At 40.5% G+C, this 15,876-nt stretch carries 18 protein-coding genes; 1 reads left to right on the top strand and 17 read right to left on the bottom strand.

The genetic code is table 11. The features are described 5' to 3' along the window. Window positions 1-162 precede the first annotated feature (162 nt). From CSV73_RS01565 to CSV73_RS01490, 16 genes are all read right to left on the bottom strand, one after another. On the bottom strand, window positions 163-873 hold the full coding sequence (locus tag CSV73_RS01565) for an LptM family lipoprotein (protein WP_099626427.1): 711 nt from the start codon (window positions 871-873) through the stop codon (window positions 163-165). Between the two features lie 3 nt (window positions 874-876). Then, the gene (locus tag CSV73_RS01560) at window positions 877-1,089 is read right to left on the bottom strand and encodes a DUF2768 domain-containing protein (protein ID WP_369802563.1); all 213 of its coding nucleotides are present in this window, start codon (window positions 1,087-1,089) and stop codon (window positions 877-879) included. A gap of 11 nt (window positions 1,090-1,100) precedes the next feature. Continuing rightward, window positions 1,101-2,120, bottom strand: coding sequence for an NAD(P)H-dependent glycerol-3-phosphate dehydrogenase (locus CSV73_RS01555; protein WP_099626426.1), 1,020 nt, complete (start codon window positions 2,118-2,120; stop codon window positions 1,101-1,103). Window positions 2,121-2,146: 26 nt separating this feature from the next. After that, window positions 2,147-3,457: a ribosome biogenesis GTPase Der gene (gene der / locus CSV73_RS01550; RefSeq protein WP_085133382.1), complete on the bottom strand. Its 1,311-nt coding sequence runs from the start codon at window positions 3,455-3,457 to the stop codon at window positions 2,147-2,149. A gap of 130 nt (window positions 3,458-3,587) precedes the next feature. Further along, entirely contained in the window at window positions 3,588-4,736 is a 1,149-nt protein-coding gene (rpsA, locus tag CSV73_RS01545) for a 30S ribosomal protein S1 (RefSeq protein WP_085133381.1), read from the bottom strand. A gap of 79 nt (window positions 4,737-4,815) precedes the next feature. Continuing rightward, the gene (locus CSV73_RS01540) at window positions 4,816-5,400 is read right to left on the bottom strand and encodes a lysophospholipid acyltransferase family protein (protein WP_085133380.1); all 585 of its coding nucleotides are present in this window, start codon (window positions 5,398-5,400) and stop codon (window positions 4,816-4,818) included. Next, window positions 5,397-6,074 carry a (d)CMP kinase gene (gene cmk, locus CSV73_RS01535; RefSeq protein ID WP_085133379.1) on the bottom strand — a complete coding sequence of 226 codons (678 nt, stop codon included), beginning with the start codon at window positions 6,072-6,074 and terminating at the stop codon, window positions 5,397-5,399. Before cmk ends, CSV73_RS01540 begins: the two co-directional genes overlap by 4 nt. 76 nt (window positions 6,075-6,150) lie before the next feature. After that, window positions 6,151-6,792: a flagellar brake protein gene (locus tag CSV73_RS01530; RefSeq protein ID WP_158232262.1), complete on the bottom strand. Its 642-nt coding sequence runs from the start codon at window positions 6,790-6,792 to the stop codon at window positions 6,151-6,153. Window positions 6,793-6,857: 65 nt separating this feature from the next. Continuing rightward, a complete protein-coding gene (locus CSV73_RS01525; protein ID WP_099626424.1) occupies window positions 6,858-8,141 on the bottom strand; it encodes a PepSY1/2 domain-containing protein in 1,284 nt (427 codons plus the stop codon). Between the two features lie 22 nt (window positions 8,142-8,163). Next, the gene (gene sleB / locus CSV73_RS01520; protein ID WP_085133376.1) at window positions 8,164-8,961 is read right to left on the bottom strand and encodes a spore cortex-lytic enzyme; all 798 of its coding nucleotides are present in this window, start codon (window positions 8,959-8,961) and stop codon (window positions 8,164-8,166) included. Window positions 8,962-9,058: 97 nt separating this feature from the next. Then, window positions 9,059-9,739, bottom strand: a complete 681-nt coding sequence (prsW, locus tag CSV73_RS01515) for a glutamic-type intramembrane protease PrsW (protein WP_099626423.1) — start codon at window positions 9,737-9,739, stop codon at window positions 9,059-9,061. Between the two features lie 80 nt (window positions 9,740-9,819). Beyond that, complete coding sequence (locus CSV73_RS01510) at window positions 9,820-10,782, bottom strand: YpdA family putative bacillithiol disulfide reductase (RefSeq protein ID WP_099626422.1); 963 nt, start codon at window positions 10,780-10,782, stop codon at window positions 9,820-9,822. 28 nt (window positions 10,783-10,810) lie between these two features. Next, a complete protein-coding gene (locus tag CSV73_RS01505; protein ID WP_085133373.1) occupies window positions 10,811-11,575 on the bottom strand; it encodes a metallophosphoesterase in 765 nt (254 codons plus the stop codon). Between the two features lie 109 nt (window positions 11,576-11,684). Continuing rightward, window positions 11,685-11,990: a hypothetical protein gene (locus CSV73_RS01500; RefSeq protein ID WP_099626421.1), complete on the bottom strand. Its 306-nt coding sequence runs from the start codon at window positions 11,988-11,990 to the stop codon at window positions 11,685-11,687. Window positions 11,991-12,138: 148 nt separating this feature from the next. Then, window positions 12,139-13,578, bottom strand: a complete 1,440-nt coding sequence (locus CSV73_RS01495; RefSeq protein WP_099626420.1) for a RecQ family ATP-dependent DNA helicase — start codon at window positions 13,576-13,578, stop codon at window positions 12,139-12,141. Further along, complete coding sequence (locus CSV73_RS01490) at window positions 13,578-14,606, bottom strand: YpbB family protein (RefSeq protein ID WP_099626419.1); 1,029 nt, start codon at window positions 14,604-14,606, stop codon at window positions 13,578-13,580. Before CSV73_RS01490 ends, CSV73_RS01495 begins: the two co-directional genes overlap by 1 nt. A 112-nt stretch (window positions 14,607-14,718) precedes the next feature. Between CSV73_RS01490 and CSV73_RS01485 the strand changes: the two genes are divergently transcribed. Then, complete coding sequence (locus CSV73_RS01485) at window positions 14,719-14,976, top strand: ferredoxin (RefSeq protein WP_029053065.1); 258 nt, start codon at window positions 14,719-14,721, stop codon at window positions 14,974-14,976. A 208-nt stretch (window positions 14,977-15,184) separates the two neighbouring features. Here the strand turns inward: CSV73_RS01485 and CSV73_RS01480 are convergent, their stop codons facing one another. Then, a complete protein-coding gene (locus CSV73_RS01480; protein WP_085133369.1) occupies window positions 15,185-15,766 on the bottom strand; it encodes an ECF transporter S component in 582 nt (193 codons plus the stop codon). Window positions 15,767-15,876 lie beyond the last annotated feature (110 nt).

The raw sequence follows: 15,876 nt of genomic DNA, 5'->3' as shown, positions 1-15,876 counted from the left end.
TCACTGCGTTCCTTTAGCGGTCTCACCTGTCAGGCTGATCCTCCCAGAGTCTTCCCATCTTCCGTACCAATCCTAATTATATTATGGGACAGTTTGTATCGCTCTTTGAAATATGTAAAGTTCAAGTGCTGGTACATGGGGTCACCTACAAATTAAAGAACGTTATTTCTTCATAAACACGGGTTCGTTGTTTTCGTCAACTGTGTACGGCAAGGAGTATGCCGGAAGTACTAGGGAGTCTTCGTATAGTAGATAACGGATGTCTTTGCCTGCTTCTATTTTAGGCTTTTGTTCCATCAAGATCTTGTTGAGATCGATGGAATAATCCACGTAGAAGTTTCCGTCGCCGCCTACCACGATGGGTAAGTGAGCGTCAGAGTACGGGCTTTGGACAGTTAGTGGTTCTTTGAAGCCCATTTTCTTGAAGTCTACTTCATAGACGTTGTCTCCGACCGGATCTAGGAATGGTAGTTCTCCGTTAATAAATTTACGCAAGTTTAAGTCGCGTAGTTTTTCAGTTATACGCAAATCGACTAGCTTAACGGTAGGATTTTCTTCCACATCCATGAGAACATATTGGAAGATCCCACCGTTTTCGAATGCGTTGGACGGAATCTTTTCAGTGAAGTCCGGCACGATTTTTGAGAACTCGATTGGATATTTGATGAATTGATCGGTTTCTTGATCGCGTGTTTTAATTGGTAATAGACCGCCTGATTGTTCTTGATAGCGCTCTACAGCTTTCTGGATTGTTTCTTGAAGTTCAGGATACGGTGTCTCACTTGCTTGTTTTTCTTCAGGTGGGCGACCGCCACAGGCAGACAACAAAAGTCCACAGAGTATCATTGAAAATATAAAGATTCGTTTGTTCATACGTTACGCCCCTCCAGTCGGTCCGTTGAATACTAAATAGACCATTGCGAAGAACGATGAAATTAATAGTGTATAGGCAATAATCGCAAATAGAATCTGTACTACACGGTTTTTTATTTTATATCGACTTAAATAAATCAAGCCCATTGAAACCACCATGAATCCCATTGCGTAAAAAGATAGCCACATTTTATCTAACGAGGACAAAATTGTCACCCTCCTACTGTTTAAATACCGAAAAATGTATCGATTTCTTGTTTCTTACCGCGAGTCATTAATTGATCCACGGCTTGTTTAGGGGGAATCCCTCCAAATAGTATGGAATACAGAGCTTCTGTCAACGGCATGTTGACATTAAACTGCTGCGCTAACTGAAACGCGGCCTTCGTAGTACGCACACCTTCTATGACCATGCCCATTTCTTCAGTCACTCTTTCTAGAGACTGACCTTTTCCAAGTAAGTTTCCTGCCCGCCAGTTTCTAGAGTGAACACTTGTACATGTAACGACCAAATCGCCGAGTCCCGTTAATCCAGAAAATGTTTGTTGATCCGCACCCATTTTAACACCCAGACGTGTGATTTCTGCTAGGCCTCTCGTAATAAGAGCAGCCTTTGCATTATCACCGTAACCTAGACCGTCAGAAATTCCGGCAGCTAAAGCGATGACATTTTTCAATGCCCCGCCAAGCTCCACACCAATTACATCTTTATTCGTATAGACACGGAAATAATTGCTCATGAATAAATCCTGTACCCGTTCTGCCGCTTCCATGTTGCTTGAAGCGACCGCTACTGTTGTCGGATGTCTAAGTACGACTTCCTCCGCATGGCTCGGTCCAGACAGCACGACAATGGCTTCGCGCAATGTTTCATCGATTTCATCTGCAATGATTTCAGAAATCCGTTCCAATGAATTCGGATCAATTCCTTTGGAGACATGGACAAATAAAGCAGGTTCAGTTAATAATTCCTGTATACGGCGACAAGTTTCACGCATCGCAACAGTCGGTACGGCAAGTATAATCGTTTTCGCATGTTTGACCGCCATTTGTAGTTCACTAGTAGAGTTAAGGTTATCGGGCAGTTTCACATCTGGCAAATACCGATTGTTCGTGTGCTGATTATGGATTTCATCTGCTTGTTCTGCACGTCTCGTCCAAATTAAGCTATCATGTCCATTTTCAGCCAGCACAACAGCTAGCGCGGTTCCCCAACTGCCTGCCCCGATTATAGAGACTTTTTCCATTACCTCCACCCTTTCTATTTGTGTAGTTAGCTTCTTGCTCTTGTGATTAAACGGATGGGTGTACCTTCAAATCCAAAGGCTTCACGTAATCTGTTCTGTAAAAAGCGTTCATAAGAAAAGTGCATAAGTTCTGGTTCATTGACAAAGACCACGAATGTCGGTGGCTTCACAGCAACTTGTGTTGCATAATAAATCCGCAAACGACGTCCTTTATCTGAAGGCGCAGGATTTCTAGCCACTGCATCCTCTACTACCTCATTCAAGACACTCGATTGAATACGCATCGCATGATTTTCACTGATCAATTGGATATTGGAGAATAATGTATGCACGCGTTGCTTTGTTTTAGCAGAAACAAAGAAAATAGGTGCATAATCAAGGAATCTAAACTGATCGCGAATATCATCGATGAAATTATTCATCGTCTTATCATCTTTTTCAAGAGTATCCCATTTATTCACAACGAACATGACACCTTTTCCTGCCTCTTCCGCAAAACCAGCTACACGTTTGTCCTGTTCGCGAATACCTTCTTCTGCGTTTAAGACAATTAATACAACATCAGAGCGGTCAATCGCTTTTAAGGCACGTAATACACTGTATTTCTCTGTATTTTCGTATACCTTCCCTTTTTTACGCATTCCCGCAGTATCAATAATTTTAAATTCTTGTCCTTCTATTACTTTTGTAGAGTCAATTGCATCTGTTGTCGTTCCAGCGATATCGCTTACGATGACACGATCTTCACCAAGTAACGCGTTAACTAGTGACGATTTTCCGACATTCGGGCGTCCAATTAAACAGAACTTGATGGAATCGTCTTCCTCTTCTTCTAAATTCATATCTTTAAAGCTTTCTGCGACTGCATCCAATAAATCACCAAGTCCTAGACCGTGTGATCCTGAAAGTGGATACGGTTCGCCAAATCCAAGTGAGTAAAAATCATAGACCATATCTCTCATCTCTGGATTATCTACTTTATTCACTGCCAATACGACTGGCTTGTTCGTTTTATACAGCATACGTGCCACTTGTTCATCTGAATCTGTCACACCATCTCTACCATTCGTCAAAAAGATGATGACGTCCGCTTCTTCAATGGCAATTTCAGCTTGCATACGGATTTGGTCAAGTAATGGTTCACTACTAAGTTCAATACCGCCTGTATCGATTAAGTTAAATTCATAATTCAACCAATCTGCTGCGCTGTATATACGATCTCGCGTTACACCGGCAACGTCTTCTACGATAGAAATACGTTCGCCTACGATCCGGTTAAAGATTGTCGACTTACCGACGTTTGGTCTTCCTACGATTGCTACTGTTGGTTTTTTCATTTTCTTTCATAACACCCTTCCGACCTATCTTTGAATATTATACACAAAAAGAATGATGATGCATATGAAAGCATCATCATTCCAATTACGCTTATTTATCATTTGTGGCTAGTTTATTACATTCTGAAGTTTATTTTTGGAATTTCTTCAGTTGATCACCGATGACATCTCCTAAAGAGAAGCCAGTTGTTTCTTCAGGCATTTCATAACTAAAGTTTTCTTCACGTGTTTCTTGTGGCTTTTCAATAAGATCTTTAATGCTCAATGAGATTCGTTTTTCCTGAGGATTTACATCTAATACTTTTACTTGTATAGTTTGACCTTCTTCAAGCACTTCTTGCGGTGTGCCGATGTGCTCATGTGCAATACGTGAGATGTGAACGAGTCCTTCTACGCCGGGCAAAATCTCGACGAATGCACCATATGCTACAAGACGTTTCACCGTACCATCCAGTACAGAGCCCACTTCCGCTTTTTCTTCGATATTTTCCCATGGTCCAGGCAATGTATCTTTAATGGATAAAGATACACGTTCTGCATCACGGTCTACAGACAATACTTTGACTTGGATCTCGTCTCCTTCTTTCAACACGTCTGACACACTTTCAATGTGCCCGTGTGAAATTTGCGAAATATGAACCAAACCATCTACGCCACCGATATCAACGAATGCACCAAATGAAGCGATGCGTTGTACTGTACCGTCGAGAATGTCACCTTCTTGAATTTCAGAAAGCGCAGCTTCTTTTTTCTGCTCGTTCTGCGCTTGAACGACAGCACGGTGAGACAAGATTAAGCGGTTCTTTTCTTTATCCATTTCAACGATTTTAAATGTCATCGTACGTCCTTTATAATCATCAAACGATTCAACGAAGTGATCTTCTACTAAAGAAGCTGGAATAAATCCGCGAACGCCAAGGTCGACAACCAGTCCGCCCTTTACTACATCCTTTACATCTGTCTCGATGATTTCGCCACTTTCAAATTTCTCCTCTAATGAATCCCATGCATTTTCTGCATCTACTTGACGCTTAGACAAGACATACATCTCATCTTCCACCTTGGTAATCGCTAATTGTAATTCATCACCAATTGAGACTGCATCTGCTGCTTTTTCAATATGCAAGCTTGAAAGTTCACTGATCGGAATCACACCGTCAAAAGGAGCGCCAGCGATTTCAACAGTCACTGATTTCTCTTCAACCTTTGTCACTACACCCGTTACGTGTGCACCTTCACCGTATTCTTTAACTTCATCCATATTCATCTCTTCAGTCATATGTAGTCCTCCTCCATAATGATCCTATCTCTATATTATGCGAATTGAGACTTAAAAACAAAAAATTGCACTTATTCTTTTATTTATACTGTTCAATCAACTTGGAGATCTCTGCCATAATCGCTTCCGTTACCTCTTCAGCAGATGCTTTTCTTTCACGATAAGGCGTCATATCCATAGCTTCCCCGTAGACGACTTTCAGTTGCGAAAAGGCTTTATACGGACCGATGATTGCACACGGGACGACTTTTGCATCTCCACCTTTAAGAGCAAAGAATCCTGCGCCCGCTAAACCTTTTCCAATTTCCCCCGTTTTGCTTCTAGTCCCTTCAGGGAAAAGACCTACCACTTTGTCTTCGCGTAATAGTTTAATGGTTTTACGGAATGCTTCTCGGTCACTCATGCCACGTTTTACGGGATATGCTTGTACTTTTGGTAACAACGTTTTAAGAATCGGCTTATCAAATAGCTCTTCTTTGGCCATAAAATGAACTGTTCTCGGACATGTAATACCGACTATAGGCGGATCTAAATTATCTATATGATTGGTGCATAAAAGCACACCGCCTTGTTTCGGGAAGTTTTCTTTGCCGATTACCTTAATTCGATAAAGTGGAAAACAAACAGTACTAATCAAAAACTTGCCAAGTGGATATAAATTCATTGAGCCAACCTCTTTTCGGCATATTCGACAATACTATTTGTCACTTCTTCTATTGTCTTCCCTGTTGTGTCAATTATAATCGCATCTTCTGCTTTTTTTAATGGAGAAATTTTTCGTTCGCTGTCCGCTTGATCTCTTTCGCTTATTTCCCTTTTCAATGTTTCATAATCCGATTTCATTCCACGCTTCTGTTCTTCTAGTAAACGACGCTCAGCACGCTCTTCTACAGAAGCTGTCATGAAGATTTTCAATTCAGCCTCAGGCAACACAGCAGTACCAATATCCCTACCATCCATTACTACGGAGGATTCTGCTGCCAGACTCTGCTGTTTAGCTACCAAAAGTTCACGGACAGATGTCAAAGCCGCGATTGCTGAAACATTTGTCGTCACTTCGTGTGAACGAATCGCGTCAGTTACTTCAATACCATCCAGCAAGACTTTTTGCACTTGTTCGTCCGGTTGCAAATCGATTTCCGTTTGGGCAATCAACTTTGTAATTTCTTCCTCATTACGTGGATCTGTGGCGCTTTGAAGTACTTTGTAAGTAATGGCGCGATACATAGCTCCTGTATCGATATACGTATATCCTAATTTTTTAGCTACTAATTTAGCAATTGTACTTTTACCCGCTGCTGCAGGTCCGTCAATTGCAATTCTCATTCCACCTGTCATGATGAAAACCCCTCCATTTACGCTTTTATTGTACCATAAGCAAAAAGGAAAAGTCTGCTCTCGACAGACTTTTCCTTTAGCTATTTCGTAATTCTAACTGTCGTTCAAAGCAATAGCGAATAATGTGTTGTCGATCTTTATCATCTATTTCATCAAACGTGAAAGAGCTCAATCTACGGTTCTGACTTTCCCAATTTCTTACTACTTTTGCTTTACATGATACATATTTGATTTCTGTTTTCGAGAAATACAATACAATCAATAATTTCACTTCTGTATTTCGCGGGAAATAATCATGATTTTTCATATTGACTGCTAATCCACCAGCGCTAATATCCAATGACACCAATTGCAAAGAGGAAGAGTCTGCTTGTAATGCCACGTCTAATGACGTATCGACACGAACGAATTCTCGTCTTTGGATTTTAATCAAATGCTTATCACCGGGATATTTCAGTTTAAGCATGGGAATCGTTTGATTTACCCGGCTATGCACTTCTGTGCGAAATGCATAAGACATTTTATACTGATCTACGAATGTAACAAGTAACTGCGTACCATCTATGAAGAATGCTGTTTTACCCGTCATTATATTGATAGGGTAATCCATCATGAAGTGCTCTTCATCTTCAATATCCACTACGCGACATTTGAATTTCTCCGATTCCTCAGTATAATCTTTTTCCAATGTTAATACTGTCCCGATACTTAGTCTCATATCTCCACCTGCCATTCGTCCTATTCTTTTATTATGTCATGTGGAGTAAATTTTTCCAATCCTTTTTATTGTTTTTCTGTCGTAATCACTTCTAATGTCTCCGTATCAACGAGAATCTTATATGTCTCTAAATTTTCTTCACCTGAAACGACAGTTAAATAATGCGCAAGGCGTTGCTCCATTTGACTATTTTCTACATAGGCAAGCTCCTGAGCCATTACTGTAACATCCGGTCTAAAGAACGTGTGCCACTCCGCTGTACGAATAGGCTGTGGTTTTGGCTGTTCTTTACGAATGTATTCCGATGCATTCAGACCGATCACTTCCCCGTTGTCTTTTGCTAATTTGATATGAATTGGATCTGAAAATACTTTGGCATCATTTTCAGGATCCACCCGGACGAAAACAAAATGCCACGCGTTATCATTCTCTCTCGCCTCTTCTAAAACCAAATCCGTATAATCCGCCTTCTTTAAAAACTCATCAGCCAGCTTCTCTAATTCTTCATAGGAAACTGTAGGCTTACCCATGCGACGCTCCATGAGATATGACAGAACATGTCCACCTTTTTCAGTTATATCTATATAACCAATTGAAGAATTTTCCGCATAACGGATATGATAAAATGGATATGGAGCCCCTTTTCTACTTCGTTCCGCTGCAATGATATCATTCGATACAGTCGGCAGAAGCTTTTTGAATTTTTGAATTGCCTCGTCTTCGCTAATTTTCTTTTCCTTAATATCACGCAACTCTTTTTTCTTCTTCGCATCAGACTCACTAGCTGTTAGAGGGAATACTGCTTCTGTATATTCCATGACAGACTCTCCCATTTTCGACCAATTCGCCTTTCCATCAGGTGAATCACGCAACTTTTTTTCCCAGTTGCTGATTGACATTTTTCTTGAAAACATATCTTTTGTCGCTAACTGCCATTCACTCGCTAGTTCATCCAGATTTTCTGAAGCGCGTTGCATCACGCCATAGTATTCGTCAGCGTCGCCGTTCTCTGTAGATTGCTTTGCGAAATTCCCTAATCTTCCTAAATAATTCATCCAGGAAGTAGAGAAACTTTCATCTACAGGAAGTGAGGATATGGATGATTTGATATCTGATGACAAACGCCAAATATCTTCTCTTTCCTTTGCAGAACTTTTTTGATCTTCAAATAATAATGACTTATTTACTGCCTCTTCCAACTCACCTAGTTTTTGTGAGGCATCTGTCATACTTTTGGAATATTGGCCATTCAATGCAATTGATAAATCTTCATTTTCACGCACTGTTCCAAACGTATATATTCCTAATACAATAAATGAATAGGTCAGAATGAAAATCATTCGTTTCATAATAAGCTAGGTCTCCTTTCTATTAGTCACAAAATATGTGTAAACCGATTTTCTTAATTTGTGGCCTTGACCAAATCCATTTACTAGTTGCTGTGATTGGATTGAAATAGTAAATTGCATTTTCCGAAGGATCCCAGCCGTTGATTGCATCAATAACGGCTTCTTTCGCACGTTCATTCGGTGTCAGCCAAATCTGTCCATCCGCAACCGCAGTAAACGCTCCCGGTTGAAAGATGACGCCGCCAATTGAATCAGGAAAATCTGGATGTTCGACACGGTTTAAAATAACTGCCGCTACCGCCACTTGTCCTTCGTATGGCTCGCCACGTGCTTCACCATACACTGCATTGGCCAATAAATTAATATCCTGGTCAGTATATTTAGGCGGTGCTTGCATTTGGGTTTGCGACTGCTTGTGCGGGACACTCCCCTTTTTCACTTGGGATTCTAGCGACTGTCCACCGTAATAGGTAAATTGGTTTCCTTTCGCTATCTGCCCTTTTACATACTTTTCATCGTAATCTGAAATTCCTCGCAACTTCTTCTGGGTGCTTTTACCCGCTATCCCGTCAAGTGGTAAACCGTATTGCTCCTGGAAATTGCGTAATGCCCAGTACGTCCCAAAACCGAAATTACCATCAATTTCTCCATGATAGAAACCGATATATTGGAGCCTTGCTTGCAATTCAATTACATCGTCCCCTTTTGCACCTTTCGCTAAGTCACGTCCACTGAACGCTTCACTATGACTCGCAAAGAAAGAAAACATCATGATGCCTGCCAGTAATAAAAATAGGAAGCGTTTTGTAATTCGCTTCATAGACATCCACCTCCATAAAATTGTGCTTCCTCGTAGTTTGTCCAATATCGAGTATTTTATAAGGCAAAAAATCCGTCTGAAGAACTCAGACGGATTTCTAAAAGTTTGATTGATTTCGTTTTCTGAATTGTTGCATCGCAAAAGTATGTGCATACTTCACTCGTGTCAGCCCAAACCACCATAGGAACAGCATAAAAGGGATCATTAAATACAGCCAATAATCATTAGTAAATAAAATTGAGTTGTAAAATATATGAAGTAGCAATGGCGCTAAAAATGCAATAACTATCCATTTCGCTTTTTCTGATGCAACAGAAAACTTGGCTTTACCAAAATAATACCCCATCACGACACCAAATAATGCGTGACTTGAGACAGGCAGTAATGCACGAAGAAAAGCTGTATTCAAACCGAAAGATAGTAAATATAAAATGTTTTCTATTGTAGCGAATCCGAGTGAGACACTCGCTCCATATAAAATCCCATCATAGGCATCTTCAAACTCAATTGTTTTATATACGAGAATAAAAATAATAATCCATTTAAAAAATTCCTCTAAACTGCTCGTAAATAATACATTACGGAAAAACTCATTATGAAATACATGCTCTTCCTCAAATACATGCTGGATAAACAAAATAGGAAAGGTCATGATTGCACCGTAAATGAATGCATGGAATAGCGTCTTGGACGGCTCCTTGGCAATTTGTTTACGTAAATACAAATAACTGAAAAGTGCCAGCGCCGGCGCTATTGCGACTGTCAGTAAAATAAACATAAGCGCCTCCTCATATCGCTAGTATATCACACCATATACAATAAAAGCCGCCTGACCTGTAAGGCAAGCGACTGATTCATTCACATATTTTGTGCAATACATTGTGCAATCATTCCACCATGGAAACGTCCATTTTCGATAAAAATTTCATTGGCATTATTCCCCGCTGCAATAACACCTGCGATGAATAAATTATCAACGTTTGTTTCCATCGTTTCTTCATTGAAAACAGGTCGTCCAGATTGTTCGTTTACTTCAATCCCTATTTTACGTAAAAATGCATGATCCGGATGATAGCCGATCATCGCAAAGACGTAGTCACTATCGAGATCAAATAAGGTGCCTTGCTGATTAACGGTAACTGTTTTTTCAGTAATTTTCGTTACATACGCATTAAAATGCATATCGACTTGACCGTTACGCACCAAACTTTCAAAACCTGGGAGTATCCAAGGTTTTACACTTTTCGAATACGTTTCGTTTCGATAGATGACAGTTACATGCGCACCCGCGCGTTGTAACTCGATTGCTGCGTCGACAGCAGAATTTTTCCCGCCAATGACTGTCACTTTTTTATTGAAGTACGGATGTGCTTCTTTAAAGTAATGATAGACAGTAGGCAAATCCTCTCCTTCGACATGTAAACGATTGGGTTGATCATAATAACCTGTTGCCACTACGACATATTTCGCTTCATAGACCGCTTTATTCGTCGTCACAATAAATTGATCATGCTGCTTATTTATATCTTCCACTCGCTCATGACTATTGATTCGCAAGTTCTCGATTTGTGCAACAGTTCTATAATATACGAGTGCATCATTACGTCTTGGTTTATCTATCGCTGTAATGAATGGCGTCTTGCCTATCGATAATTTCATGCTGGAACTAAAAAACGTTTGGTGAGTGGGATAATTATAAATCGAATTCACGATATTTCCTTTTTCAATCACCACTACCGATAAACCGATATTTTGCAATTCTATTGCCGCTGACAAGCCACATGGACCGCCACCAACAATTACTGCATCTACAGAATTCATGACATCTACTCTCCTAATTTCTCGCGTTCTAGTAATGAACTTCCACTACATGACATTCGGGTTTCGCACCGAAACGCAACGGCACCATTGTCGTTCCATAGCCGTTACTGATTAATTTCGCGCAACTTTCCGCCGTCTCAAAGCGACCAAGGTCTTGCATGCCCCAACGACCAAGTCTAATCTGGCCGCCATGTGTATGGCCAGCAACAGATAAATCAGGTCGCCGCTTCTCTTCAAACTTTCGGAAAAATGAAGGATTATGTACAGCTAGGATCAAATGATCATAACCTTTTGCAGAATCCACAGCCTTATCGATCTCTACTTTTCCGTTATTTGGATCTTGCAGCCCACATATACCGAAATTCGGATGGTTCGGTATCGATGTAGTACTGTTGACCAACACTTTACCACCTACATGTTCCATCACACGCAATATATTTTCTGTGCCTACTTCTTGATCATTATTTCCAAAAATATAGAAGATCGGCCCCACTGAAGCGAGTAAACGCATATTGCGTTCAATTCGCTCAATCGGCACACCGCCTTCCGCCGCATCTCCACCTACGATAACCACATCGATAGAACGCGTACGCAAATCATCTATCAGTCGCTGAGGAATACTCCGTCTGTGGATATCTGAAATGAAGAACACGTTCAATTTATTAGTTGGCGACGATTGAATAGTTAATGTATGAGTAAGCACACGATTCCGATGAGCTAAGGTAAACATATAAGTCAGCATAGTCATCGCTGATAAAAAAACTGATAATCCCGCTATTCGAACCTTTTTCATTAGTCAACTCCCATAAAAAAAAGCAAAGCGTCTACTTTGCTTTTGTAGTAGTAATTTTCATTAGTAGTGTAGCGAGATTTCATTAAAACCCCTAACTATTATACTTCGCTTAGGAAACGGCATGCATGAAATGTGTCATGGACGGATAAAGCCCAACCGACAACTCGACTTTTTCAACAGGTACTTGATCGGGAACGTCAGGGGAATAGAGATCCGATAATACATAAAGGAGTATAACAATAGGTATTAAAGTAAAAATCGCCAGAAAAATATTGATGACTTTCACTTGACCGTATTTCTCCTCTTTCATCTTTCCATGTACTTCTGCACGGGAGGGAAGTTTATCGATAGACGCTTTTTCTTTAATCTCTTTTCGCTGTTGTTCAAAATCCATTTTATACTGATCGTTTAACATGTCTAATTTCTCCTTCACACCGCATAATGTCTGTTGCTATTATATGATGCAATTCCTTTATTCATCCGTGAAAAATACGTCCGTTCACAAACTCATCTATCTCTATTATGCCGAATTTTGTCTAAAAAGTAAATACTGACAGTCTGCTTTAACCTAATAACTGACGTAGACGTTCACTCCACTGTAACGCTTTGTTTACGTGTTCAGTTGATGCTTGTGACTTAATCAACCAATCGTCATCTAGATTCTGGCAGTTTGAACAGCAATCCGTTTCTGCTGGCGACGTATTCTCGCCAAAAAACTGTACTAATTTCTGTCGCAAACACCTTTCACTTTTTACATAACTCTCCATTTCGGCAATTTGTTTCTCTTTCACTTGATATATTTGTTCGATTTGTCGAATGACATGTTCTATATCGTATTGTTCCAAATAATAATCAAGCAAACGACTAGCTACTTCTGATAGTCCAGCTTGCTCGGCAGCCAATTGACTCCCAGTACCTGATTGCAGTAAAGAATGATAATAGAGAATTTGCTGTTCATCTGGCAAATCCTCGTACACGATGAACTTCACTTTCTGTATATCCCGCACACTATATAAAAGAGTGACCGCAGCCTGATCCCCATCACGTCCTGCACGTCCTACTTCCTGAATGTACGCGCTTGGCGTAGCAGGTAGATGTTCATGAATAACTTGTCGAATATCATCTTTATGGATTCCCATACCAAATGCATTGGTAGCACAAATCCACTCGAGTTCACCTTGTATAAATTGTTCTTGAATAATAGATCGTTCATCCTGTTCCTTGCCTCCATGATAACTTGCTGTTGGGATTCCTCTCTCTCGAATTATTGCCGAAAGTTCATCCGCACGTTTTCGTGACGCCACATAAATAATACCAGGTCCGATCGTTGTAGCAAGTCTATCAATAATCCACTCTGTTTTTGCCAATTCATTATCCAAATGCACCACACGATAGGATATAGCAGGACGATCCATCGACTGTCGTTCGATGTGAGGATTTCTCATGTGTAAGTAAGTAGTTATGTCTTCCACTACTTTTTTACTCGCAGTAGCAGTTAATGCCAACACCGGTGCTCTTTTTAAAACTGAGAACAGTTCTTTTAATCGTAAATAGTCTGGTCGAAAATCAAATCCCCATTCGGAAATACAATGGGCTTCATCCACTACAAAAAAAGCTATATGTAATTGTTGAACAAGCTGCCGGACATGTTGTTGCATCATCATTTCAGGTGATAAAAAAATGAACTTATAATGCGCCATGGTAGAGAGCGCCAATTCTTTTTCCTTGCTAGATAAAAACGAATTGATCGCGACCACACGTTTCTCCTTATGTTTTCGTAGATTGGCCACTTGATCTTCCATCAACGCAACGAGCGGAGAGATGACGATCACTGCTCCATCGAGTATATATGCAGGTAATTGATAACAAAGTGACTTCCCCGTACCCGTCGGAAAAATCGCCACAGCATCCCGTCCAGCAAGTAACTCCTTAATGACTTCTTGTTGCCCAGGTCGAAATGATTCATAGCCGAACTTTTGATGCAATACTTCTTGAAGTTCCATCAGCTCTCGCTCCTTCCAATAATGATGATTAATCGCAGTTGGAAATACGACAATTCTGGGCACTGTTGTTTCAACAAACGCAATCTTTTAGTTTGCAACTGTTCAACATGACGCCAAACCATCTCCATTTGTTCTTCCGTTACAAATTCTTTATATGGAAAGCCATCCATATTCGCTGCCATTTCAATGAAATGATCTTCTATAGTACTTAATTTCAAATTTCGTAAAGATGCAATTTGCTCTACCGAATAACCCCGCTCGAATAGTTTTTGTGTCCGTTCGGCAGATTGTGTCAAATACGTGTCTACTCTGCAACCTACCGCTAATTCTGTCAGTAATTGCAAATTCGGTTGTTGTTGTAGGAAGTCCAGCAATATGTGTAATGCTTCTAAATAGTAAAGTTGTAGAGTCATAGTCGATATGTTTAGACTTTCCGCCAGCTGTTCCCAAGTAGATGCCGTAAGTCGGTAACCCGTCAATCGATCGCTCACTATCGTACGTTGTAAATCTGATAATGATGAATGAATTAGCGCGTGTTCCAATTCTTTTCGCAATGATGTAGATAGATTAGTCGTGCTACTTGATTGATTACGTAAAAGTCCTTTGATAAATTGTTGGGTAGGCAATTCTTTCTGGATCGGCATGAACATTGTCTCACCGCGTCGTAAATTGGACAATGTCTGTACTAGCAACGCCAACCGTCTGCCGAACTCTCTTTCACGACCACGGTAATTCCAGCCATTAAATCGCCACATTTCACTACCCGTCCCCATCTGACCTTTTGCCGTCACATAGACGAGTTCATTTATATAGATCAGACCGTTTGCTTGCATCCGCTCTAACGCTTGCTGAAAGTCGCTTGCCGTCAATTGTGGCAACAATGCATAGTATGATTTAACTTGATAATATTCAACGTCTTGTAATGTCTGTCCTGATTTTTTCCCGCGAAGTATATGATAAACTCCTTGCGCTGAACGCTCACCATGGAGACGTTGGAAGATCGTTAGTAAGATAGAATCAAAACTCATTTGCGCTCACTCCTGAAGAAATAACGTTTTTTTGTTGAAAAGTGATGAAAACAGCTTTAGAATAGAGTAGATACAAAATAGGATGAGTGAATGGAAGAAGGGAGAAAGACAAATGTCTAGCAAAAAGTATACGATTGTCGATCAGGATACATGTATAGCTTGCGGGGCCTGCGGGGCTGCTGCGCCAGATATCTATGATTATGACGATGAGGGAATTGCATTTGTTATTTTAGATGATAACACGGGAAACACTGAAGTTCCAGAAGAACTGATGGAGGATCTCGAGGATGCATATGATGGCTGCCCTACCGATTCAATTAAAATTGCAGATGAAGCCTTCGAAGGCGATCCATTAAAATATGAAGATTGATTCAATCCCAACAACACTTCCTACTACTGGATGTGTTGTTTTTTTGCTTTAAATCGATTTTGCACTTTGCCGATAAGGGACTCATGCCGCGCAAACCGTAAAGCGTCCCCAGCTGGCGTTTCAATCCCCTCATTCTCACTAGCTAATTCTCTATATACAGTAAAAACGCCAGTCTTCCTATTATTCAGGAAGACCGGCGTTTATTTGATTAGAACGATAACTTCTTTTGTTGCTGAAGAATCCACTTCTCCATGCTTCTATATAACATCAACGTGATGGCTAATAGCATGACACCCTTTATCAAGTTGAACGGTAAGATTCCCAATATAATCATTTGATAAAGCGAGTCGCCTGTAACTGCTGGCATGCCGAGGAAATATGTGTACATCGGCAAGAACACTAAGTAATTCAATACGCTCATACCTACTGCCATTGCTACCGTACCTGCAATCAAACCTGATGCAAGACCTTTAGCTGAACGATACTTCGTAAAAATCCAGTAGATTGGCATTATGAATAATACGCCTGTCACGAAGTTTGCAACTTCACCCACCGGTACTCCAGTCGGGCTTCCTGATAAGAACCAGTGCATGACGTTCTTCAATAACTCTACGCCTATACCAGCAACAGGTCCCATCGTCATGATTGCCATAACAGCTGGGATCTCACTAAAATCGATCTTTAAAAATCCAGGCATTGCCGGAATCGGAAAGTTAAACTGCATTAACACAGTTGAAATACTCCCCAAAATCGCCACCAAAATCAGCTTACGTAACTTCTTGTTATTCACTTGTTCCTCTCTCCTTTTGCGATTCACTTCAAAAGAGGAAAGGCTGGCTCATCTATTTGTTGCGCTAAAAATCCCTAAAGTAAAATATACTTTAGGGAGAATAAAATGCA

Source organism: Sporosarcina sp. P1 (genome assembly GCF_002743155.1).
Classification (GTDB): Bacteria; Bacillota; Bacilli; order Bacillales_A; family Planococcaceae; genus Sporosarcina; species Sporosarcina ureae_B.
This window is presented reverse-complemented; position numbering and strand designations above follow the sequence as displayed.